This window comes from Haemophilus parainfluenzae (genome assembly GCF_036288925.1).
In the GTDB taxonomy this organism is placed as follows: Bacteria; Pseudomonadota; Gammaproteobacteria; order Enterobacterales; family Pasteurellaceae; genus Haemophilus_D.
In genome coordinates, this window is sequence record NZ_CP127167.1 from 1,993,151 (window position 1) to 2,015,565 (window position 22,415).

Here is a 22,415-nt window from a genome sequence, read left to right on the forward strand (position 1 = left end):
TTTAGCGAAATTTGCTAGTCAGATGAGATTATCTTCTAAAAACAACGGCCCTAAATTTTTCTGTGGAATCGCAAATTTTTCAGGGTAAATGACATTCACTAAATATAAGCCTTCGGGTTTCGCTGTTGGAGCGGCTAATTTACGATCTTTTTGCTCTAACAACCATTTCATCCACTCAACAGGTTGATTACCGGCACCGACTTCAATCAAGCTTCCCACAATGTTGCGTACCATATGATGCACAAAAGCATTGGCTTGAATATCCACAATAATGTACTGCCCTTTTCGCATCACATTTAAATGATGCACATTTCGCCAAGGGGTATTTGATTGACACTGTGCCGCACGGAAAGAGGAAAAATCATTTTCGCCCAATAAAAACTGCCCCGCCTGGTGCATTTTCTCTTCGTCCAAATCTAAATGGCAATGGGTAATTCCTTCCGGCAAAATGGCTGAACGCAATTTATTACAATATAAAATATAACGATAACGACGCGCGGTTGCCGAAAAACGGGCATGAAATTCATCATCCACTACTTTTGCCCAACTCACTGAAATATCATCAGGCAAATTCGCATTAGTACCAAATGCCCAGGCTTTTTCAGGGCGAACCGCTTTGGTTTCAAAATGAACGACTTGTCCTGTGCCGTGCACACCAGAGTCTGTTCTGCCCGCACAAAATACTTCAATTTTTTCATTTGCCACAAAAGATAACGCTTTTTCTAATTCTTCTTGTACGCTACGCACTTTCTCTTGTCGCTGCCAGCCACAATACTGTTTTCCGTTATATTCAATGCCTAAGGCTATCTTCATTGGAAAATACTCCTAAAACGATTTCAAATTTGACCGCACTTTTTAGTGTTACCCTATTATTCTGTTACTCTTTACTTTTTCACTAGCTAACATATACGGATTAACATAGTCAATGTATCTTTCTAGAGTTAAGCCTTTAGGTTGAGCCCTAACTAGTTCACCTAAAGTCCATTCATAAGGGATTTTTTATTGACACTCACCACCCAATCATTTAGGATAATCTTACTTTCAACAGAAAATTGATTAGTGACAGTAATCATTCGTTCTTTATTATAACAGTTTAAATAGCTTACAAAAGAACCTTTGAGTAAGCTTTTTTATTTATAAAAATAAAGGAAATATGATGAAAAATACAATTTTAACCCCAATAAAAAAGCGTTATCTTTCTCCAAAAGATTATTTGAAAGATCTGCAATTAAATAATATACACAACAATATCGAACGAGTTCAGTTTGTACCACCAGAGATTGGTAAGCCTGGATTTGGAAAGTTCCTTGTTGAGTATAAAACACCAGTGTTGGTATCTCAATGAACAATGAAAATCTTCCACAGCCAATCGAAAATAAAGACGAATTAATCAAAGAGTTCTTTGCTATCCAACAACAAGAAGTTGCAGTTAAGCGTGATGAATTAGCAATCCGAAAAGAAGAAACAAAACTCAATCAAGAAGTGGCGTTAGCATCGATTACATCTCAAGAAAAAGTAGAGTTAAAACGAGGAGATGTATTCCTAAAAACTCAAATCGCAAAATATTGGCTTTGGGGGGTTTTAGGCTTATTATTTACTTTCATTATTGGCATTGCTATGTATCTTGATAAATCGGATATTGCAATTCGCGTTATTGAAATTGGAGGATCGGTGCTTTTAGGTTACTTTGCTGGTATTAACCGAGGAAAGGCACAGATTTTAGAACAGCAAAATAGAACAAAAGATGAATAATCATAAGCTCTCAATGGAGGGCTTTTTTTATTAACAACCATAAATTCTTATATTACTCTCCACAATCTGTCGAAACCTCAATATATTCAAGACGAATAGTTCAACCGATTACCACTAGCGATTTTTTATATCCGTAATTCTAACTATGTCAAAATGGTAACCAACACAATACAGGAATGAATCCCTTCCTTACCTTAGGGCGGATTTCTGATCTAACGATCACCACTATCGAAAGTAATAAATTCAGAAAAACAACTTAGACACACTTCTTCACTAACAACTCAACGTTACATCAGAAAAGAAAAACCACTCAATCCAACCAAATAAAAAAGGCTCTTCAAATGAAGGGCCTTTTTTGTCACAAATCACGTTCCGAAACGTTTTTAAAACTCATTGATTTTACTAAACTTTAAAACCTAAAAATAAGAAAAGGTTTCGGAATTAAAATTGACTTTAGATAGCGTAAATACTGGATTATGCTCTTTTGAAGTCAATGTGAACCAATTTTGGTTTGAATGGGTGACGTTGCATTGCTTGAACTTTCACTGCAACTTCTTTACCTTCAACCACTAAAGTGATTACATCGCTATAGAAAGAATCGTGAACTTGTGCGTTGTTTAATTCATCGTGATTTAAGATGATTGAAACAGGTGCTTCACTGCCACCATAAATGATTGCAGGGATTTGACCGTTGTGACGCAGGCGGCGGCTCGCACCCTTACCTTGCGCTTGACGAACTTCAGCGTTAAATTTAAATGCCATTTTAATGTTCTCTTGATTAAAAGTTTAAAATAAAAAATTGCAGGCGACCCAGCAATTTTCCTAAATTTGCTCAAAGACAAACTTTGAGAGCGACGGATTATAAAATATTCAGCCCCACAATGCAAATTTACACAGCAAATTTTTTCTAGGCTTTTCAAGGCAAAGCGATTAAAATAAGCCCCAATTTTTAATTAATTTTAACTAACTGATTGTAAGTGGGTTTCAAATGGAATTTCTTATCAGCTTTTTTACCGATTACGGTTATTGGGCGGTGCTATTTGTTCTGATTATTTGTGGTTTTGGTGTACCCATTCCAGAAGATATCACGCTTGTATCCGGTGGCGTAATTGCTGGTCTTTATCCTGAAAGTGTAAACTCCCATTTAATGTTATTAGTCAGTATGATCGGCGTACTTGCTGGTGACTCTTGTATGTATTGGCTTGGTCGCATTTACGGCACCCGAATTCTTCGTTTCCGTCCAATGCGTAAAGTAATCACTCTACAACGCTTAAAAATGGTACGTGAAAAATTTGCCCAATACGGCAACCGCGTACTATTTGTGGCCCGTTTCCTTCCAGGATTACGCGCACCGATTTACATGGTTTCAGGTATCACCCGCCGCGTCAGTTACACACGCTTTATATTAATTGATTTCTGTGCGGCCATTATTTCTGTGCCAATTTGGGTTTACCTTGGCGAATTTGGTGCAAGAAACTTAGATTGGTTGCACGAACAAATCCAAAAAGGTCAGCTTGTAATTTATATCCTTGTTGGTGCATTAGCGGTTTTCTTATTCTGGAAATGGAAAAAAGCGAAGAAACAGGCTAAATAATTTCTTATAAAGTGCGGTCAAAAATTTATAAATTTTCGTCAATTAAAAAACGCTTAATAATTTTATTAAGCGTTTTTTTGTTTTTGTTAATCTACTCTCACATCTTTATTTTCTAAATAAGCAGAAAAAAGATGTCCCTTGAAACTTACATTTCAAGGGACAGAGCTTTGCGAGAAATCTTTTCTCTTATTGTAACAACGTTTTTCATTTCGCAGTGCCATTACAACGAGGTGAATTCTATCTATTTATTTTTTTATCGTCAATATATTTTTTATACAAAAATCTGTTAAAATTTAAACAAAAAAACTAATGAAAAGGAACCAACCTTATGGAAAATAAAAACTTACATTATATCCTTGGTCTCGACCTTGGTATCGCCTCTGTTGGCTGGGCTGTAGTTGAAATTGACGAAAAAGAGAATCCTCTGCGTTTAATTGATGTTGGTGTTCGTACTTTCGAACGAGCAGAAGTACCCAAAACAGGTGAAAGTCTCGCGCTTTCTCGCCGTTTAGCCCGCGCTGCTCGTCGATTAACTCAACGTCGCGTTGCTCGCCTGAAAAAAGCAAAACGACTTCTAAAATCAGAAAATATCCTATTATCCACTGATGAACGTCTTCCTCATCAAATTTGGCAGCTACGTGTCGAAGGTCTAGATCGAAAACTAGAACGCCAAGAATGGGCTGCTGTGTTATTGCATTTAATTAAGCATCGTGGTTATTTATCTCAGCGTAAAAATGAAAGTAAAAGCGAAAATAAAGAGCTAGGTGCGTTATTAAGCGGTGTAGCCAGTAACCATGAATTATTGCAACAAGCTACATATCGTACGCCTGCAGAACTTGCTGTAAAAAAATTTGAGATCGAAGAAGGTCATATCCGTAACCAGCAAGGCGCCTATACTCACACGTTTAGCCGACTAGACTTACTCGCCGAAATGGAACTTCTCTTCTCTCGTCAACAACTCTTTGGTAATCCATTCGCTTCAGAAAAATTATTAGAAAATTTAACCGCACTTTTAATGTGGCAAAAGCCCGCCTTATCTGGTGAAGCCATTTTAAAAATGCTCGGTAAATGTACTTTTGAAGATGAATATAAGGCGGCTAAAAATACCTATACTGCAGAACGTTTTGTTTGGATAACAAAATTAAATAATTTACGTATTCAAGAAAATGGCTTAGAGCGTGCTTTAAGTGATAATGAACGTTTAATGTTAATCGAGCAACCTTATGAAAAAGCTAAATTAACTTATGCACAAGTACGTTCAATATTAAATTTATCTGATGATGCAATCTTTAAAGGCGTCCGTTATTCCGGTGAAGATAAAAAAGCCATTGAAACCAAAACAACTCTGATGGAAATGAAAGCCTACCATAAAATTCATGATGTATTAAAGAGTAATAACCTAAAAGCTGAATGGGCGGAATTAAAGACAAATCCAACATTGTTAGATGAAATTGGCACGGCATTTTCATTATATAAAACTGATGAAGGTATCAGCGCTTACTTAGCAGGAAAACTTTCTCAGCCTGTATTAAATGCCTTATTATTGGAAAACCTTAGTTTTGATAAATTTATCCAATTATCTCTTAAAGCTTTATATAAACTTCTACCATTAATGCAACAAGGGCTACGCTATGACGAGGCTTGTCGTGAAATTTATGGCGATCATTATGGTAAAAAAACAGAAGAGACCCATCACTTCTTACCACAGATTCCAGCTGATGAAATTCGTAATCCTGTAGTTTTAAGAACGCTCACGCAGGCTCGTAAAGTAATTAATGGCATAGTGAGATTATATGGTTCGCCCGCTCGTATTCATATTGAAACAGGACGAGAAGTGGGCAAATCTTACAAAGATCGTCGAGAACTAGAAAAACGTCAAGAAGAAAATCGCAAACAGCGTGAAAACGCAATCAATGAGTTTAAAGAGTATTTTCCTCATTTTGCTGGTGAACCTAAAGCTAAAGACATTTTAAAAATGCGACTTTATAAACAACAAAATGCAAAATGTTTATATTCCGGTAAACCTATCGAATTACACCGTTTATTAGAAAAAGGCTATGTAGAAGTCGATCATGCCTTGCCATTTTCCCGCACTTGGGATGATAGCTTCAACAATAAAGTATTGGTGCTTGCTAATGAAAATCAAAACAAAGGCAATTTAACCCCTTTTGAATGGCTTGATGGTAAACATAACAGCGAACGCTGGAGAGCTTTCAAAGCATTAGTTGAAACAACTGTATTCCCTTATGCGAAAAAACAACGCATCCTAAGCCAAAAGCTTGATGAAAAGGGCTTTATTGAACGTAACTTAAATGATACGCGCTACGTTGCTCGTTTCTTATGTAACTTTATTGCAGATAATATGCACTTAACAGGTGAAGGAAAACGTAAAGTCTTTGCTTCCAACGGGCAAATTACTGCTTTACTTCGTAGCCGTTGGGGATTAGCAAAATCACGTGAAGACAATGATCGCCATCACGCTTTAGATGCCGTTGTGGTCGCTTGCTCAACCGTCGCTATGCAGCAAAAAATCACACGTTTTGTTCGTTTTGAAGCAGGTGATGTATTCACTGGAGAACGAATAGATCGTGAAACAGGTGAAATTATTCCATTACACTTCCCTACACCATGGCAATTTTTCAAACAAGAAGTTGAAATCCGAATTTTTAGTGATAATCCTAAACTGGAGCTAGAAAATAGATTACCGGATCGTCCACAAGCAAATCATGAATTTGTCCAACCTCTTTTTGTATCTCGAATGCCAACACGCAAAATGACTGGTCAAGGACACATGGAAACCGTGAAATCCGCGAAACGTCTCAATGAAGGGATAAGCGTGATTAAAATGCCACTCACTAAATTAAAATTAAAAGATTTAGAATCAATGGTAAATCATGAGCGTGAAAAAGAGCTTTATGACGCATTAAAAGCTAGCTTAGAGGCTTTCAATGATGATCCTGCTAAAGCGTTTGCTGAACCTTTTATGAAAAAAGGCGGGGCTATTGTTAAATCAGTACGAGTAGAACAAATACAAAAATCTGGAGTATTAGTCCGTGAGGGTAATGGTGTCGCGGATAATGCCTCTATGGTGAGAGTGGATGTCTTCACTAAAGATGGAAAATATTTCCTTGTACCAATTTATACCTGGCAAGTAGCGAAAGGTATTTTGCCTAATAAAGCTGTTATTCAGGGAAAAGATGAAGAAGATTGGGAAAATATGGATGACAATGCAACTTTCCAATTTTCATTACACCAAAATGACTTAGTAAAATTAGTCACTAAAAAGAAAACTATTTTGGGTTACTTTAATGGACTTAATCGTTCCACAGGTAATATTGATATTAAAGAGCATGATTTAGATAAATCTAAGATCAAAGATGGTATTCATCAAAGTGTCGGCATAAAACTTGCTACTTCCTTTGAAAAATATCAAGTAGATGAACTTGGCAAAAATATTCATTTATGTAAACCAAGTAAACGTCAAGCTGTTCGTTAATTTTCTCCAATCCCCATCGCATTGCCTATGGGGATTTTTTATAAGGAAACATTATGACATGGAGAAGTCTTCTTATTAGCAAAGGAGGAAAACTCTCTTTGCATCAGCAACAAATGCTAATTCAGCAAGAAGGGAAAGAATTTACCGTTCCTTTAGAAGATATTGCTATTGTTGTTGTGGAAAGCCGAGAAACAGTGATTACCTTTCCGTTACTCTCTGCATTCGGTTTATATGGGATCACTTTATTGAGTTGTGATGAACAATTTTTACCTTGTGGTCAATGGCTCCCTTTTAATCAATATTATCGACAATTAAAAACCCTTAAATTACAACTTGAAACCAGTTTGCCACTGAAAAAACAACTTTGGCAACGAATTGTGCAACAAAAAATTCGTAATCAAGCAAAAGTCTTATCACTCTGTCAGTTTCAAGAAAAATCAGAACGCTTACTCCAGCTCGCTAATTTAGTGAAATCAGGTGATAAAGATAATCTTGAGGCACAAAGTGCGGTTATTTATTTCTCTGGATTATTCGGCACTCATTTCAGACGAAAAGAAGAAGACAATGCGATTAATATACATCTGAACTATGCTTATTCAGTTATGCGTTCAGCTGTGGCAAGAAGCCTTGTTCTTTATGGTTGGCTACCTCAATTAGGTTTATTTCATCATAGTGAACTTAATGCCTTTAATTTGGCTGATGATTTTATTGAACCTTTTCGCCCTATTGTTGATTTGCTTGTATCGAACTTGCTCGAAAAAGGCTTACTCTCCAAAAACCTTAGTCCTATATCAAAACAACAATTAATAAAAATCTTACATCATCAACTACGCTTTAAGCGGGAAAAAGTGAGTGTTTTAACTGCCATAGATAAAAGTGTTGCCTCTTTACAAATTGCACTTATTCAAAAAAATGCAGCATTATTGCAGTTACCAGAAATTGATACACTACAGGAATATCAATATGAGTGAGGAAGTATTTATGCGTATGATCGTTTTATTCGATTTACCGGTCACCACTAAAGCAAAAATGCGGACGGCAAACCAATTCCGCCAATTTTTACTTAAAGATGGTTATCAAATGTTGCAACTTTCTATTTACACTCGAATTATTAAAGGGCGAGATGCTTTAGAAAAACATCATAAAAGACTCGTCGCACACTTACCTGAAGAGGGTTCAATTCGATGTTTATCTATTACAGAAAAACAATTTGCGAGCATGGAAATTTTAGTGGGAGAGAAAAAACCGCAAGAAAAAAAGTCAATTCAAATCAATTACTGCTTTTTTAACCGTTTTTTTAGACAAAAAAAAGCCCCTAAACCTTACGGTATGGGGCTTTTTGCTGTCCCTATTATAGCACTGCGAAATAAAAAAGGGAGCTACATCACAGATAGCCAATTATTAGCTTTAATCACCATTATAGCACTGCGAAATAAAAAAGGGAGCTACAACATACGCATAGTTGATAAGCTAAAAAATAACATTATAGCACTGCGAAATAAAAAAGGGAGCTACAACTGTGTGGCAAATACACCCATCAATATAAACATTATAGCACTGCGAAATAAAAAAGGGAGCTACAACCGAAGAGTGCCTTACTTAAATTATTACTGAATTATAGCACTGCGAAATAAAAAAGGGAGCTACAACTAAAGGGCTTTTTTTATTAATTCCAATCATATTATAGCACTGCGAAATAAAAAAGGGAGCTACAACTTCACTATCTACCGTTGCAACCGGTAAATAATTATAGCACTGCGAAATAAAAAAGGGAGCTACAACATCCTAGCCTTGTAATCGAAGTAACAGGCGATTATAGCACTGCGAAATAAAAAAGGGAGCTACAACTCCGATCTTCAATTTGAAGAAATTACAACTATTATAGCACTGCGAAATAAAAAAGGGAGCTACAACCTGGAAAGCGGTGAAATCGATCCGAGTACGATTATAGCACTGCGAAATAAAAAAGGGAGCTACAACAAGCGTGACGATACATACGACGCAGAAATGATTATAGCACTGCGAAATAAAAAAGGGAGCTACAACTAGATGTTATAGAGGAAATCAGGCTTTAAAATTATAGCACTGCGAAATAAAAAAGGGAGCTACAACTCAATCATTTTTAAAATACGTTCTGGAGTTATTATAGCACTGCGAAATAAAAAAGGGAGCTACAACATAGTGGGGTGTATGCAGACAAAGAAGGCTATTATAGCACTGCGAAATAAAAAAGGGAGCTACAACACAAATACTGACTGGGGATTACCTTATTTAATTATAGCACTGCGAAATGAAAAAAGGGTGTTATTACAATACAGTATAAATTTATTATTTAATAATAATGTATTTAACTTTATTCTCTTCTTGCATTTTTTTCTGATGCTCTCTCTCCCATTTTTTATATAAAAAATAGATTAATATCCTAAATAAGACAAGAAATACGAGGTAAGTAAATACAATACCTAAAAGTACATTCCATATTACACCATGAATAACGCCAATCAGCACTAAAATAATTGAAAGCGGAAATAGAAAAAACACATTAAACACGACAATAAACTCTCTGCCTAAAAAGCGAATAAGAGCAATTTCATCTTTAAACATATTTCCTCCTTATAGTAATCTTAATTAACTATATCCCTCTTGCTTTTAAATAATTCTCCACCGTATCTACAATCGCTTGTGTTTGAGGATCAATTTCAATATTTACTAAATCGCCAATTTGGCGTTTGCCGATCAGAGTTCTATGCAAAGTTTCAGGAATTAAATTCACGCAGAATTCATCACCTTTCACTTCACCGATAGTAAGGCTGATGCCGTCAATCGCGATAAATCCTTTGGTGAGGATATATTTCATCACGTCTTTAGTAGGTAATTTAAACCAAATCTGACGATTGTTTTCGCTTTCGATAATCTGTGAAACGCTTGCAGTACAATAAACATGGCCAGATAAAATATGCCCACCAATTTCTGCACCCATTTGCATTGCGCGTTCAATATTGACAAAATCCCCTGCTTTTAAGCTGCCGAGATTGGTGATGCGCAAGGTTTCTTGCATTAGGTCAAAGCTCACAAGATCATCATGAATTTCAGTCACTGTTAAGCATACGCCGTTATTCGCCACTGATGCACCGATTTCTAAGCCTTTTCGCATTTCAGCTGGTAATTTTACGATCTGTGTTCTAAAATTATCGCTATCTTTAATTGTATGAATTTGGGCGATGCCCTGTACAATACCTGTAAACATTATTATTCCTTCATTAAAAACTTTTCCAATATTATAGCAAAATTTATGAATTCTCGTCTTTTTTCTCAATACCGTATTGATATTCAAAAACTTATCCGCATTGCGACACCTATCGGGCTTGCCCAGTTAGCTCAAACTGGCATGGGCACCGTGGATGTGATTATGGCGGGGCGTGTGAGCTCGGCTGATGTCGGCGGTGTCGGTATTGGCGCCTCCATTTGGCTACCTTTAGTACTTTTCGGACAAGGCTTATTACTCGCCTTGCCACCAACAATTTCCTATTTAAATGGTTCAGGGCAGCGCCATCGCATTGCTCACCAAGTAAGACAAGGCCTTTGGATTTCATTTTTAGTGATGATTCCCCTTGCTTTCATCATCTATCATAATGATTTCATATTACAGTTTATGAATATGGATACCCACATGGCAGATGTGACGATGAATTATTTGCGTGCGATGGTGTGGGGCTTACCTGCCTATTTATTGCTGATTAATTTCCGCTGTTTGAATGATGGCATTACTAAGACCAAACCGTCCATGGTGATTACCTTCATGGGGTTAATGCTGAATATTCCACTGAATTATATATTTATTTACGGCAAATTTGGTGCGCCAGCATTGGGCGGTGTTGGTTGTGGTGTGGCAACGGCTATTGTCAACTGGGCGATGGCGATCTTAATGATTACTTATTCGGCCAAAAACTATAACGAACGTAGTTTAAAAGTCTTTGAAAAGATTATTGAAAAGCCTGACATCAAAACACTGAAAAAATTGACCGCACTTGGTTTACCTATTGCCATTGCGCTGTGCAGTGAAGTGTCACTGTTTGCCTTGAGTAGTTTATTACTTTCCCCATTAGGTGCGGATGTAGTCGCTAGCCACCAAATTGCCTTAAACACCAGTGCCGTAGCCTTTATGTTCCCCATGTCTATTGCGATGGCTGCAACCATTTTAGTGGCGCAAGAACTCGGTAATCACGCACCACAAAAAGCCAAAATCATGGCTCACGCTGCTATTATTCTTGGTTTGATCGCGGCAAGTGTATTGGCGTTGGTAATTTGGGTATTTAGTGCAGAAATCGCCGCATTAATTGTAGGCGATAATGCCACCGTTATTGCCCTTTCAGGCAGCTTATTAGCAATGGCGGCGATTTATCAATTTTCAGATTCGGTGCAAGTGGTAGTGAGCGGTATTTTACGTGGCTATAAAGATACCAAAATTATCCTTTATATCACGTTACTTGCCTATTGGGGCGTGGGTATCCCTGTTGGTTATATTCTTTCCCGCACGGATTGGATTGTTCCAAGCATCGGTGCAAAAGGCTTCTGGGTTGCGTTTATCATTGCATTAACCATTGCCGCCACTTTACTCTTTATACGTATGCGAAAAATCCAATCACAACCTGATGAAGCCATTATTCAACAGTTAGAAAGATTGAAGTAGTTAAAGTAAAAAGTGCGATCAAAAATTGACCGCACTTTTATCTTTTACATCACGACTACATCAAACTGTTCTTGATTGTAGTACTGTTCCGTTTTAACTTGAACCTGTTTGCTGATGAACATTTCAACCTCTGGCAATAAACCGTGCGATTCTTCTTTGATTAAATAATCCGCTACGGCTGGAGAGGCATAAACCACAAATTGTTCACTCGAGAATAAGTGGTTAACGCGAATAATCTCACGCATAATTTCATAGCATACCGTTTCAACGGTTTTTACACGTCCACGACCTTGACAAGTTGGGCATTCATCACACAATACGTGTTCTAAACTTTCGCGAGTACGTTTACGGGTCATTTCCACTAAGCCAAGTTGAGTAAAACCATTCACATTCGTTTTTACGCGATCTTTCGATAGGGCCTCTTCCAAGGATTCAATCACGCGATTGCGATGCTCATCGGTTTGCATATCAATAAAATCAATAATGATAATACCGCCTAAATTACGCAGTTGTAGCTGCTGCGCAATGGCTTTAGTGGCTTCAATATTGGTGTTAAAAATCGTTTCATCTAAATTTCGATGACCAACGAAAGCGCCCGTATTGATATCAATGGTCGTCATGGCTTCGGTTTGCTCAATAATGAGATAGCCGCCCGATTTTAAATTCACGCGTTTCTCTAAGGCATTTTGAATACCACGTTCTACGCCATAAATATCAAAAATCGGTTGACTGCCCGTATAAAGCATTAATTTATCACTTAATTCAGGCATAAATTCATCGGTAAATTCTTTCACTTCGTTAAAACAAAGTTTGGAATCAATATGAATTTTCTCTAAATTAGCGCCGATAAAATCACGCAGAATACGTTGTGGTAATGCGGGCTCACCATAAATTTTAGAACGGGTTGGATATTTGCCTTTACGCTCAAGCACTTTACGCCATAAACGTTTTAAAAATTCTGCATCTTGACGCAATTCCTCTTCCGTTGCACCTTCGGTGGCGGTACGAATAATAAAACCACCTAACTCATCACAAAAAGGCTCAACTAACGCTTTTAATCTTGCGCGCTCTTCTTCGCTTTCAATACGTTGCGATACCCCAACATGGCTATTTTCTGGCATAAAGACAAGATAACGAGAAGGCAATGTAATATCGGTGGTTAATCTTGCACCTTTGGTACCCAAAGGATCTTTTACCACTTGTACTACGATATCCTGACCCTCGCGTACGAGTTCAGAAATGCTTTTTGCTCGGAATTGCTTTTGTTCATTCACATCCACACACTCGGTATGTGAAACAATATCGGAAGCATGTAAAAATGCGGCTTTTTCTAAACCGATATCCACAAACGCAGATTGCATCCCCGGTAAAACACGAGTTACTCTCCCTTTATAAATATTCCCCACGATGCCACGTTTGGCTTGACGTTCAATATGAACTTCTTTTAAAACGCCCGTTTCCACCAACGCAACGCGGGTTTCATTGGGCGTAACATTCATTAATAATTCAACAGAATTCATTTTTTCGACCTTAGTTTTAATGGTATAAGTCTATCGAAAAGGGAAATAGAATAATAGCCCCAAATAAGGTAAAATATGACCTTTCTCAAATTTTCATAACTTATTTTGGGGTATTTAATGTTTGGTTTAGACCCAACACTTATTACTTTTAGTATTTATATTTTCGGCATGATTTTAATCGGTGTCCTTGCCTATTATTATACAAACAACTTATCCGATTATATTTTAGGTGGCCGTAAACTCGGGAGTTTTGTAACCGCCATGTCTGCTGGCGCATCTGATATGTCAGGCTGGCTATTAATGGGCTTGCCAGGTGCGGTATATGTATCTGGTTTAGTAGAAGGTTGGATCGCCATTGGTTTAATCCTTGGAGCTTATTTTAACTGGTTGCTCGTGGCGGGTCGCTTACGAATTTATACCGAATTTAACAACAATGCGCTCACATTACCAGAATATTTCCACCACCGCTTTGGCACAAAGCATCATCTCTTAAAAATTGTGTCTGCATCAATCATCTTAGCATTCTTCACGATTTATTGTGCCTCGGGTGTGGTTGCGGGTGCTAAATTATTCCAAAACCTATTCTCAGTCGACTACTCCACCGCCATTTGGTACGGCGCATTAGCGACTATTCTCTATACCTTTATTGGTGGTTTTTTAGCGGTAAGTTGGACTGATACGATTCAAGCGACATTAATGATTTTTGCCTTAATTTTAACGCCACTCTTCATCTTTTTAAGTTTGGGCGATGCATCACAATTTACGGAAGCACTCCATCAAGCTGAAATTGCGGCAAGTAAAGACTTTACCGATTTATTTAGTTCTACCACGCCATTAGGTTTATTAAGTTTAGCGGCTTGGGGCTTAGGTTATTTTGGTCAACCGCATATCCTTGCGCGTTTTATGGCGGCTTATTCGGTGAAATCATTAATCAAAGCACGCCGTATTAGTATGACGTGGATGGTGATTTGCTTAGCAGGTGCTATCGGTATCGGTTTCTTCGGTATCCCTTATTTCTTTGCGAATCCTGATGTTGCGGGCGTAGTAAATAATGAACCAGAACAAGTGTTTATTGAACTGGCTAAATTGCTCTTTAATCCATGGATTGCCGGTATTCTGCTTTCTGCGATTCTAGCAGCAGTAATGAGTACACTTTCCGCACAATTATTAATTTCTTCTAGCTCTATTACTGAAGATTTTTATAAAGGATTTATTCGTCCAAAAGCCGCTGAAAAAGAATTAGTTTGGTTAGGTCGTGCAATGGTTTTAGTTATTGCCGCTATCGCCATTTGGATTGCGCAAGATGAAAACAGCAAAGTACTAAAACTCGTTGAATTTGCATGGGCAGGCTTTGGTTCTGCATTTGGTCCTGTTGTACTTTTCTCCTTATTCTGGAAACGAATGACTTCTTCTGCAGCTTTAATTGGAATGATTGTGGGGGCTACCGTCGTATTTGCTTGGAGATCCGTCATTCCTAAAACCAGTGAGTGGTTTAACGTCTATGAAATGATCCCAGGTTTTACGCTTGCTAGCCTGGCAATTATTGTGGTTTCTCTCCTTTCTGCCGAACCAGAAAATGAAGTTAAAGAAACCTTTGAGAAAGCCGAAAAAGCCTATAAGGAAGCAAAATAATGATTGATTTTCGTCCTTTTTATCAGCAAATTGCCACCACCAATTTATCTGCTTGGCTAGAAACGTTGCCTTTGCAGTTAAAAGAATGGGAAAAACAAACCCATGGTGATTATGCCAAATGGTCAAAAATTGTGGACTTTCTTCCTGATTTGCAGGCAGATACCATCGATTTAAAAAATGCCGTGAAATCTGACCGCACTTCCCCACTTTTAGAGGGTGAAAAACAACGCATTATCCACCATTTAAAGCAATTTATGCCATGGAGAAAAGGACCTTATCATTTATTTGATATTCATGTAGATTGCGAATGGCGTTCTGATTTCAAATGGGATCGTGTCTTGCCTCATCTTGCTCCATTAAAAGATCGTACCATTTTAGATGTGGGTTGCGGTAGCGGCTATCATATGTGGCGAATGGTTGGCGAAGGTGCAAAAATGGTGGTAGGTATTGATCCAACCGAACTTTTCCTTTGCCAATTTGAAGCCGTTCGAAAATTATTAAATAACGATCGTCGAGCTAACTTAATCCCATTAGGTATTGAAGAAATGCAACCACTTGCGGCATTTGATACGGTATTCTCAATGGGTGTACTTTATCATCGTAAATCACCACTTGATCACCTCATACAGCTAAAAAATCAATTAGTAAAAGGTGGCGAGCTCGTCTTAGAAACCTTAGTAGTTGATGGCGATGTCAATACGGTATTAGTGCCTTCAGATCGCTATGCAAAAATGAAGAACGTATATTTTATTCCTTCTGTTGCTGCTCTCATTAATTGGTTGGAAAAAGTCGGCTTTACTAATGTGCGTTGTGTGGATGTCGCCACCACTACATTAGAAGAACAGCGTAAAACGGATTGGTTAGAAAATGAAAGTTTGATTGATTTCTTAGATCCAAATAATCACAGTAAAACCATCGAAGGCTATCAAGCTCCAACTCGCGCAGTGATTTTAGCCAATAAATAATTGCTTAAATAAAAGAGCGGTCAAAAAATGATCTGCACCCCAAAAGTTGGACTCAACAAACCAACAATTGAGGTGCAGATTTTTTATGGGTAAACACTACACAATCGAATTTAAATTACAGGTTCTTCAACCTATTTTGAATGGGAAAATGAGTATCAGAGAAGTGGCTCGTTTTTACAATATTCCTTCCAACGCCTTAGTCGGGACATGGTTGAAACGGTTTGAAAAAAGTGGCATAAAGGGACTTATTCCCCGTAAACCATCAGGACGACCGCCTATGAAACCCAAATATGCCAGAATGCCACCGCCACCCAAAACTGAAGAAGACCGTTTACGCCTGAGAATTTTACAGCTTGAAGCGGAGGTAGCCTACCTAAAGGAGTTGAGAAGGCTCAGACTTCAGGACGAAGCCGAGCAACGGAAATTATCCAAAGGTTAAGAACACGCTATCCGTTAAAATGGCTTTTAGGCTTTGCACAGTTAGCGCGTAGTACGTTTTTTGCGAAACTTCAGATTAAACCGGATAAGGATGAGGAGCTGAAAAAGGCCATTAAACGCATCAAAGCCAATCATCCTGATTATGGCTACCGACGTGTTCATGCCAGCTTGCCAGGCGTGAATCATAAAAAAGTTCAACGTTTAATGCAGACACTTGGGCTTCAAGTGCGGTCAAGAAAAAGCAAGAAATTTACCACCTATCGAGGCACGATAGGGGTAATTGCACCGAATCATCTTGAACGCGATTTTAGTGCAACGGCCCCGAAACAAAAATGGGTGACAGATATCACCGAGTTTAAGGCGAAAGATGGGAGTAAAGTCTATTTATCTCCAATTTTAGACTTATTTAACAATGAGATAGTCTCCTATAATCTCAGCTATTCCCCAAATTGGGCGCAAGTAGAGGACATGTTAATGCAAGCCGTCAAAGGATTAAATAAAGCTTGTGGTGTCATTTTACATTCAGACCAGGGATGGCAATATCAAATGGTAGCTTATCGTCGAATTTTAGCTGAACATGGCATCATTCAAAGTATGTCGAGAAAAGGGAATTGCTTAGATAATGCCGCAATGGAAAGTTTCTTTGGACGATTAAAAACAGAATGTTTTTATGGTCGGGAATTTAAAACAAAAGAAGAGATAGTTGATGCCGTCAGGGATTATTTGGATTACTATAATCATCGACGGATTCAACTAAAATTAAAAGGACTGAGTCCGATACAATATCGAAAACAATCCTTTGAATAACAGTCTAACTTTTTGGGGTCAGATCAAAAATTCAATGTTTTTTTGACCGCTCTTTACTTTTCTATTTTAATGCAATATGCACCGTAATCTCTTCGCGATCGTGATACAAATGTTTTGCTTGAATATCAAATTCCAATTCTTTTTCTGCTAACATCACAGCAAGATTTTCTAAGCACAACATCACTTCTTGATAACGTTTTTTCATTGGCAATTTCAAGTTGAAAATGGTTTCTCGGCACCAGCCGTTAATCAACCATTTCCCTATTAAATTCGCAATTCGACTTGGTTGCTCCACCATATCACACACAAGCCAATCAATATGCTTGCGTTTTGGTGGTTGGAATTTAAATCCGTCTTCTGGGCAATGTTCTATTCTACCGGTATCATGCAAACTGGCCGCCATTTTGCCGTGATCAACTGCATACACAAATAAACCACGTTTCACTAATTGATAAGTCCAGCCACCAGGGCAAGCTCCGAGATCAACGCCAACCATATTTTCATTTAAGCGTCTACTTTCTTCATTTCGAGGAATAAAGGTTAAAATCGCCTCTTCCAATTTTAAAGTTGAACGGCTTGGCGCATCCGCTGGGAATTTCAAACGTGGTATCCCCATAAAATGGGTAGAGTTATTGTCAAGATAAGAATACCCTACATAGCAGCAATTCGGCTGAGTGAAAAAACAATGTAAAATCTGACCGCGCTTTGCATTCGGCTTACCTTGTAACCAACCTTGTTTTTTCAACGCTTGGCGTAACGGCACGGTAAATTTTCGGCAAAATGTCGAAAGCGCTTTGGCTTCATTCGTATCAGCTGTTTCGACAAATAGCTCTACCGCTTGCTTAAGATTAATGCCTTCTGCAATATGTTTATATTGAGCCATAATTGGCGAGATACGATCTTGAGGATCGAGATTTTCTAAGAAATCTGAAACAACGATCATTTGACGCGCAAAAATCAAACGATTAAAAGGGATTTCTCGCGCTAAACGATCCGCATCACCCGGTTGATAACATTCAAAAATGACATAGCCGCTGTTTTCTACTACGCGAGCAAAACCAAATACACCACGCTCAGAGGCTCGGTCGGTAATTTCTGCGGCGACTTCTTTTTCAAAGCCAATTCGACAATATAAGGCTAATTTATTCATGTTTTCCTAATTTAATTGAATCTTTAATCCATGTTCTAAAGGCTTGAATTTGTTCATCATCTAAACGATCTAAATGATTGACCACATAGAATGATTTTGGATCCCGTAATTCGGTTGGTAACACAATTTGCAAATGACCGCTTTCAATTTCTTGCTGAGCCAAAATACGATTCGCTAACGCAATACCCTGCCCATGAACGGCCGCTTGCAATGCCATAAAAGTATGGCTAAATAACGGACCTTGCTGAATATTCAAATCATCTAATTTGAGATAATCCACCATCGCTTGCCAGTTATCTCGGGTATGCGTATGAATCAGCGTATGCTTTTTCAAATCATTAGCACAACTTACTGGTATTTTCTCAAGCAATGAAGGCGCAGCTAAAATTACTAAGTTCTCTTCGACCAAACGATCAACCTGTAAATTTTCCCAATCACCTTTACCATAATAAATAGCAATATCTATTTCTTTATCCAATAAACCTTCATCTTGATCAACGCCTTTTAAGCGTACTTCTATTTCAGGATATTGCTTATTAAAATCATTTAAATGTGGTACAAGCCACTGAATACCAAAGGTCTGTGGAACACTAATGGTTAAATGGGGCTCGGCCTTAAGTGTTAATAATCGTTCCGTCGCTTCATTTAATTTTCTTAAAATTTTATTAATATCGATAAAATACGCTTTCCCAAATTCTGTCAATTCGAGCGAACGATTTTTACGAATAAAAAGCTCAACACCTAAAAAATCTTCTAATAATTTTATTTGATGGCTTACAGCTGCTTGTGTTACACACAACTCATCAGCTGCTTTTGTAAAGCTTAAATGCCGTGCGGCTGATTCGAAAGACTTCAATGAATTAAGGGGAGGCAAACGTTTATACATAATTCTTCCCAAGGATAAAATTTTAGTTTATAATCAAAAAATATATATCGGATTAGTTTTTTTTATGCATTAAATAAAAAAACATCATTTGTCCTTTCACAACCTTCTACCTACAATACACCCATACTTAATGATTGGTAATTCCTTACAAGTTAATGAGTTTCAGGCTTAAGTATGATGTTGTGTTTGCATATAGTTCGGTTCTCCGAACTGGAGTAACAATTAAGTTACTCATTTACTTCCTGTATATATTAAACCATTCTGGTTAAGCGCTGCTCGTTTCGAGCGGCGTTTTTTTATTCCTGGCATTTTAGCATAAGCAAAATTTTATTTCCTGACTAACTTCACAAATTTGAAAACCCAATAAAAATTTTGAGAAATCACAATATTTTTGTGTTTAAAGGTTTTCATAGTTATCGTAATGGTGTAGATTAACCGCATTTCCATTCATAAAATTATTTATACAAATTAAGGAAGCAAAATGAAAGACTTAGACTGGAACAATCTTGGATTTAGTTATATCAAAACGGATTACCGTTTCATTGCTCATTGGAAAGATGGTAAATGGGATGAAGGTGAACTGACCACTGATAATATGCTACATATCCATGAAGGCTCAACGGCAATTCACTACGGTCAACAATGCTTTGAAGGCTTAAAAGCCTATCGTTGTAAAGATGGTTCAATCAACTTATTCCGTCCTGATCAAAATGCAAAACGCATGCAACATACCTCTGATCGCTTATTAATGCCACAAGTGCCAACAGAATTATTTATCCGTGCTTGTAAAGAAGTGGTGAAAGCAAACCAAGAATGGTTAGGTCCTTACGGATCTGGCGCAACATTATATTTACGTCCATTCCTCTTTGGTACAGGCGCGAATATTGGTGTAAAAACTGCACCTGAATTTATTTTTTCCGTATTCTGCTGTCCTGTTGGCGCATACTTCAAAGGCGGGCTAGCCCCTTCAAACTTCATCACTACCGATTACGACCGAGCAGCACCGATGGGAACTGGTGGTGTAAAAGTGGGTGGTAACTACGCAGCAAGTTTGCTTCCACATGAACTAGCCGCAAAAGAAGGTACGCCTGAACGTAAATTCGCTGATGCGATCTATCTTGATCCGAAAACACATACTAAAATTGAAGAAGTAGGGGCAGCAAACTTCTTTGGTATCACCAAAGATAATAAATTTATCACACCAGCGTCCGACTCTATTTTACCAAGTATAACTAAATACTCATTACTTCACATTGCAAAAGAGCGTTTAGGTATGGAAGCCATTGAAGGTGATGTGTATATCGATCAACTTGATCAATTTGCCGAAGCGGGGGCTTGTGGTACTGCCGCAGTGATTACGCCAGTAGGCGGTATTCAACACAAAGGTAAATTCCACGTGTTCTATTCAGAAACTGAAGTAGGTCCTGTTACACGTAAGCTTTACAACGAGTTAACCGGTATCCAATTCGGTGATGTCGAAGCGCCTGAAGGCTGGATTGTGAAAGTAGAATAATTTATATCTATCAATAAAAAGAGCGATCAGATCAGATTGATCGCTCTTTCATTTATGACGATTTTCTTTACTTAACCAAACTCATCGCTAAGTTCTTCGCCCCTTTGAAATCCACTTTACCACTTCCGAGCATCGGAATTTCATCCACTAAGAAGACTTGGCTTGGGAGCATAATCGGCGGTACATTTAATCCTTTAATACGTTCATTAATCTCGTCTAAAGAAAGTGCAGATTTGATTAAAAGTACAATGCTCTCGCCTTTTTTATCATCGCTCAAGGCAACGGCAACAAATTGATTTTCTTCATCAAATACTTGTGAAAGTTTCTCTTCCACGCTACCTAGACTGATCATTTCACCGCCGACTTTAGCAAATCGAGAATAACGATCCACAATGGTAATAAAGCCGTTATGATCAATATGGCCTTTATCGCCAGTTTTGTAATAACGTACACCGTCAATTTCAACAATCACTTCTGCTGTTTTTTCTGGTGCATTCAAATAACCTTTCATGACTTGCCCACCACCAATCAAGATCAAACCGTCTTCGCCGACTGGTAATTCTTGCAAGCTTTCTGGATCCACAATTTTAATAATGGTGCCCGGTAATGGCATGCCGACTGTACCAGCTTGATTGAAGGTAATACTAATGCTATACCTATCACCCAAACACTTTGTAATACTTCATTCGGATCATCTGATGCCACATAATGCGCTTCAAAGAAGAAAGAAAAAGCAAAAGAACTAAATAGAATGGCCACAATAGTAAGCGCTTGAATCACACCATTTGCCATACCAATATTTTCAGTGCCCACAATTGATTTAATAATGCTATATTTGGCTGGAGAATAGACCGCACTTTGCGCTGCCAAAATCAATGTCAGTACAAAGGAAATAGCAAACATTCCCGTCATATAACTCAATAAAATCCCCGCACTAATCACCACAGCCGCTAAACTGCTATAACGAATCACATTGGTGCGAGAAAATTTATCGTTAATAAATGCCGAAGGGGAAAATAAGAAAATAAATGGCAATAAAATCATGGCATTAATTAATGCCGTTAAAACGACCAAACTCTCGCCTGAAAAACTTTTCAGTAATACATTTTGAATGGTAATTTTATGTGCCAAATCCACACTGGCATTAATAAAGGCAATGGCTAAATACGGTACAAAGCCAGCATATTTTAAGAGTTTCATTTCCCACTCTCCGCTTGATAAAGATTAAAGGTTTTCATATTCAAGAGATAAGGTTTTAACACCAACAATAAATCAAATAAGTGTTTTAATTTTTCATCTTTTTGTTCGCTATTGGCTAATGCCGCTAAAGTCACATTCACCTCTTTTTCTGCTAACATTTTGGCTGCAGCTAAATAAGCTTTCACTACCTCCATTTCGGCTTCATCACAACGAGCCAAGATCACCAAAATATCACGTTCTTTTGCTGTAAAAATGCCTTCACGAGGATTCAATAATCCTTCCGCTACCATGTCTTCAATTTGTTCAGCAGAAAGATGAAATTCTGTACATAATTGCTCAATAGTGAACACTTCATTTTCAGCCCCCATGATGATATCCAATAATCCAATAAGGCTTTCATAAGGATTATTCCAATCAAAATGAGGATGAGCAAAAAGTGCTTTAATTTGTGAAATCGTTGCATTGAAATTGCTTTGTAGATACTTAATAAAACTGAGCAACTCTACACAATATTCATCATAGAGATGAAAATTCGGTTTATCTTTTACTGGTTCTGGCAACAAACCTTCTTTCACATAGTACAGTACCGTGGATTTTGGTGTCTGACTAAGCTTAACCAAATCATTCATTTTTAACATAAGGATTTCCCTCTAGGTTGATTTGTTGTGTATTGTATCGTATAAAAATAAAAAGTAAATAGTGTTACTTTACACTTTTATTAAATTTAATAAAAAAAGTTGTTCACCACATCATGAACAACTTTCTTAATCAG

Annotated in this window: 20 protein-coding genes, 2 pseudogenes and 1 CRISPR repeat array; of the genes and pseudogenes, 12 read left to right on the forward strand and 10 right to left on the reverse strand. The window is 37.7% G+C overall.

The window, feature by feature from the left end:
- Nucleotides 1-18: 18 nt before the first annotated feature.
- Nucleotides 19-813 carry a tRNA pseudouridine(38-40) synthase TruA gene (gene truA / locus QQS40_RS10045; protein WP_289901867.1) on the reverse strand — a complete coding sequence of 265 codons (795 nt, stop codon included), beginning with the start codon at nt 811-813 and terminating at the stop codon, nt 19-21.
- Between the two features lie 343 nt (nt 814-1,156).
- Between truA and QQS40_RS10050 the strand changes: the two genes are divergently transcribed.
- Both QQS40_RS10050 and QQS40_RS10055 read left to right on the forward strand, forming a co-directional pair.
- Nucleotides 1,157-1,345: a hypothetical protein gene (locus tag QQS40_RS10050; RefSeq protein WP_288668232.1), complete on the forward strand. Its 189-nt coding sequence runs from the start codon at nt 1,157-1,159 to the stop codon at nt 1,343-1,345.
- Nucleotides 1,342-1,752 (forward strand): hypothetical protein, encoded by a 411-nt coding sequence (locus QQS40_RS10055; protein ID WP_329505117.1) that lies wholly within the window; start codon nt 1,342-1,344, stop codon nt 1,750-1,752. Before QQS40_RS10050 ends, QQS40_RS10055 begins: the two co-directional genes overlap by 4 nt.
- A 474-nt stretch (nt 1,753-2,226) precedes the next feature.
- Here QQS40_RS10055 and rplY read toward each other — a convergent pair whose 3' ends face one another.
- Nucleotides 2,227-2,514: a 50S ribosomal protein L25 gene (gene rplY / locus QQS40_RS10060; protein WP_014065570.1), complete on the reverse strand. Its 288-nt coding sequence runs from the start codon at nt 2,512-2,514 to the stop codon at nt 2,227-2,229.
- Nucleotides 2,515-2,740: 226 nt separating this feature from the next.
- Here rplY and QQS40_RS10065 point away from each other — a divergent pair, with 226 nt between their 5' ends.
- The 4 genes and pseudogenes from QQS40_RS10065 (at nt 2,741) to cas2 (ending at nt 8,131) form a co-directional block, all read left to right on the forward strand.
- Nucleotides 2,741-3,346 carry a DedA family protein gene (locus tag QQS40_RS10065; RefSeq protein ID WP_289901927.1) on the forward strand — a complete coding sequence of 202 codons (606 nt, stop codon included), beginning with the start codon at nt 2,741-2,743 and terminating at the stop codon, nt 3,344-3,346.
- A 328-nt stretch (nt 3,347-3,674) separates the two neighbouring features.
- Nucleotides 3,675-6,842: a type II CRISPR RNA-guided endonuclease Cas9 gene (gene cas9, locus QQS40_RS10070; protein ID WP_329505121.1), complete on the forward strand. Its 3,168-nt coding sequence runs from the start codon at nt 3,675-3,677 to the stop codon at nt 6,840-6,842.
- A gap of 53 nt (nt 6,843-6,895) precedes the next feature.
- Complete coding sequence (cas1, locus tag QQS40_RS10075) at nt 6,896-7,813, forward strand: type II CRISPR-associated endonuclease Cas1 (RefSeq protein ID WP_297567667.1); 918 nt, start codon at nt 6,896-6,898, stop codon at nt 7,811-7,813.
- Nucleotides 7,806-8,131 (forward strand): annotated as a pseudogene (gene cas2 / locus QQS40_RS10080) (CRISPR-associated endonuclease Cas2). Before cas1 ends, cas2 begins: the two are co-directional and overlap by 8 nt.
- A 61-nt stretch (nt 8,132-8,192) precedes the next feature.
- Nucleotides 8,193-9,086: a CRISPR direct-repeat array (repeat unit 36 nt; unit sequence ATTATAGCACTGCGAAATAAAAAAGGGAGCTACAAC).
- Between the two features lie 84 nt (nt 9,087-9,170).
- On the opposite strand, the gene QQS40_RS10085 reads toward cas2, so the two are convergent.
- The gene (locus tag QQS40_RS10085) at nt 9,171-9,446 is read right to left on the reverse strand and encodes a hypothetical protein (RefSeq protein WP_128787148.1); all 276 of its coding nucleotides are present in this window, start codon (nt 9,444-9,446) and stop codon (nt 9,171-9,173) included.
- A gap of 28 nt (nt 9,447-9,474) precedes the next feature.
- Entirely contained in the window at nt 9,475-10,089 is a 615-nt protein-coding gene (locus QQS40_RS10090) for a riboflavin synthase subunit alpha (RefSeq protein WP_289901930.1), read from the reverse strand.
- 45 nt (nt 10,090-10,134) lie between these two features.
- On the opposite strand from QQS40_RS10090, the gene QQS40_RS10095 reads away from it, so the two are divergent.
- A complete protein-coding gene (locus QQS40_RS10095) occupies nt 10,135-11,532 on the forward strand; it encodes an MATE family efflux transporter (protein WP_329505126.1) in 1,398 nt (465 codons plus the stop codon).
- Nucleotides 11,533-11,576: 44 nt separating this feature from the next.
- On the opposite strand, the gene rng is transcribed toward QQS40_RS10095, so the two are convergent.
- Nucleotides 11,577-13,052, reverse strand: coding sequence for a ribonuclease G (rng, locus tag QQS40_RS10100; RefSeq protein ID WP_297567685.1), 1,476 nt, complete (start codon nt 13,050-13,052; stop codon nt 11,577-11,579).
- Between the two features lie 117 nt (nt 13,053-13,169).
- Between rng and putP the strand changes: the two genes are divergently transcribed.
- From putP to QQS40_RS10120, 4 genes are all read left to right on the forward strand, one after another.
- Entirely contained in the window at nt 13,170-14,684 is a 1,515-nt protein-coding gene (gene putP, locus QQS40_RS10105) for a sodium/proline symporter PutP (protein ID WP_297567687.1), read from the forward strand.
- Nucleotides 14,684-15,649 (forward strand): tRNA 5-methoxyuridine(34)/uridine 5-oxyacetic acid(34) synthase CmoB, encoded by a 966-nt coding sequence (cmoB, locus tag QQS40_RS10110; protein WP_329505129.1) that lies wholly within the window; start codon nt 14,684-14,686, stop codon nt 15,647-15,649. Before putP ends, cmoB begins: the two co-directional genes overlap by 1 nt.
- An 85-nt stretch (nt 15,650-15,734) precedes the next feature.
- The gene (locus QQS40_RS10115; RefSeq protein WP_128787646.1) at nt 15,735-16,088 is read left to right on the forward strand and encodes a helix-turn-helix domain-containing protein; all 354 of its coding nucleotides are present in this window, start codon (nt 15,735-15,737) and stop codon (nt 16,086-16,088) included.
- On the forward strand, nt 16,076-16,894 hold the full coding sequence (locus QQS40_RS10120; RefSeq protein ID WP_329506793.1) for an IS3 family transposase: 819 nt from the start codon (nt 16,076-16,078) through the stop codon (nt 16,892-16,894). The genes QQS40_RS10115 and QQS40_RS10120 overlap by 13 nt, the downstream gene beginning before the upstream one ends.
- 61 nt (nt 16,895-16,955) lie before the next feature.
- Here the strand turns inward: QQS40_RS10120 and rlmM are convergent, their stop codons facing one another.
- The gene (gene rlmM, locus QQS40_RS10125; RefSeq protein ID WP_329505132.1) at nt 16,956-18,044 is read right to left on the reverse strand and encodes a 23S rRNA (cytidine(2498)-2'-O)-methyltransferase RlmM; all 1,089 of its coding nucleotides are present in this window, start codon (nt 18,042-18,044) and stop codon (nt 16,956-16,958) included.
- Complete coding sequence (gene gcvA, locus QQS40_RS10130) at nt 18,037-18,930, reverse strand: transcriptional regulator GcvA (RefSeq protein ID WP_329505134.1); 894 nt, start codon at nt 18,928-18,930, stop codon at nt 18,037-18,039. Before gcvA ends, rlmM begins: the two co-directional genes overlap by 8 nt.
- Nucleotides 18,931-19,411: 481 nt before the next feature.
- Here gcvA and QQS40_RS10135 point away from each other — a divergent pair, with 481 nt between their 5' ends.
- Nucleotides 19,412-20,443: a branched-chain amino acid aminotransferase gene (locus tag QQS40_RS10135; RefSeq protein WP_297567699.1), complete on the forward strand. Its 1,032-nt coding sequence runs from the start codon at nt 19,412-19,414 to the stop codon at nt 20,441-20,443.
- A gap of 67 nt (nt 20,444-20,510) precedes the next feature.
- Here QQS40_RS10135 and QQS40_RS10140 read toward each other — a convergent pair.
- From QQS40_RS10140 to QQS40_RS10150, 3 genes and pseudogenes are all read right to left on the reverse strand, one after another.
- Nucleotides 20,511-21,083 (reverse strand): annotated as a pseudogene (locus QQS40_RS10140) (AMP-binding protein); the annotation flags it as partial.
- A complete protein-coding gene (locus QQS40_RS10145; protein WP_239657975.1) occupies nt 20,978-21,643 on the reverse strand; it encodes a hypothetical protein in 666 nt (221 codons plus the stop codon). The gene QQS40_RS10145 and the pseudogene QQS40_RS10140, both read right to left, overlap by 106 nt.
- Nucleotides 21,640-22,281: a MerR family transcriptional regulator gene (locus QQS40_RS10150; RefSeq protein ID WP_329505138.1), complete on the reverse strand. Its 642-nt coding sequence runs from the start codon at nt 22,279-22,281 to the stop codon at nt 21,640-21,642. Before QQS40_RS10150 ends, QQS40_RS10145 begins: the two co-directional genes overlap by 4 nt.
- Nucleotides 22,282-22,415: the final 134 nt, after the last annotated feature.

Coding starts and splice junctions, on each gene's coding strand:
- QQS40_RS10055 (WP_329505117.1), top strand. CDS start 1,342: ATGAACAATGAAAATCTTCCACAGCCAATCGAAAATAAAGACGAATTA.
- rlmM (WP_329505132.1), bottom strand. CDS start 18,044: ATGAATAAATTAGCCTTATATTGTCGAATTGGCTTTGAAAAAGAAGTC.
- rng (WP_297567685.1), bottom strand. CDS start 13,052: ATGAATTCTGTTGAATTATTAATGAATGTTACGCCCAATGAAACCCGC.
- QQS40_RS10090 (WP_289901930.1), bottom strand. CDS start 10,089: ATGTTTACAGGTATTGTACAGGGCATCGCCCAAATTCATACAATTAAA.
- rplY (WP_014065570.1), bottom strand. CDS start 2,514: ATGGCATTTAAATTTAACGCTGAAGTTCGTCAAGCGCAAGGTAAGGGT.
- QQS40_RS10095 (WP_329505126.1), top strand. CDS start 10,135: ATGAATTCTCGTCTTTTTTCTCAATACCGTATTGATATTCAAAAACTT.
- QQS40_RS10150 (WP_329505138.1), bottom strand. CDS start 22,281: ATGTTAAAAATGAATGATTTGGTTAAGCTTAGTCAGACACCAAAATCC.
- QQS40_RS10085 (WP_128787148.1), bottom strand. CDS start 9,446: ATGTTTAAAGATGAAATTGCTCTTATTCGCTTTTTAGGCAGAGAGTTT.
- QQS40_RS10050 (WP_288668232.1), top strand. CDS start 1,157: ATGAAAAATACAATTTTAACCCCAATAAAAAAGCGTTATCTTTCTCCA.
- putP (WP_297567687.1), top strand. CDS start 13,170: ATGTTTGGTTTAGACCCAACACTTATTACTTTTAGTATTTATATTTTC.
- cas9 (WP_329505121.1), top strand. CDS start 3,675: ATGGAAAATAAAAACTTACATTATATCCTTGGTCTCGACCTTGGTATC.
- cas1 (WP_297567667.1), top strand. CDS start 6,896: ATGACATGGAGAAGTCTTCTTATTAGCAAAGGAGGAAAACTCTCTTTG.
- QQS40_RS10135 (WP_297567699.1), top strand. CDS start 19,412: ATGAAAGACTTAGACTGGAACAATCTTGGATTTAGTTATATCAAAACG.
- gcvA (WP_329505134.1), bottom strand. CDS start 18,930: ATGTATAAACGTTTGCCTCCCCTTAATTCATTGAAGTCTTTCGAATCA.
- QQS40_RS10065 (WP_289901927.1), top strand. CDS start 2,741: ATGGAATTTCTTATCAGCTTTTTTACCGATTACGGTTATTGGGCGGTG.
- cmoB (WP_329505129.1), top strand. CDS start 14,684: ATGATTGATTTTCGTCCTTTTTATCAGCAAATTGCCACCACCAATTTA.
- QQS40_RS10145 (WP_239657975.1), bottom strand. CDS start 21,643: ATGAAACTCTTAAAATATGCTGGCTTTGTACCGTATTTAGCCATTGCC.
- truA (WP_289901867.1), bottom strand. CDS start 813: ATGAAGATAGCCTTAGGCATTGAATATAACGGAAAACAGTATTGTGGC.
- QQS40_RS10115 (WP_128787646.1), top strand. CDS start 15,735: ATGGGTAAACACTACACAATCGAATTTAAATTACAGGTTCTTCAACCT.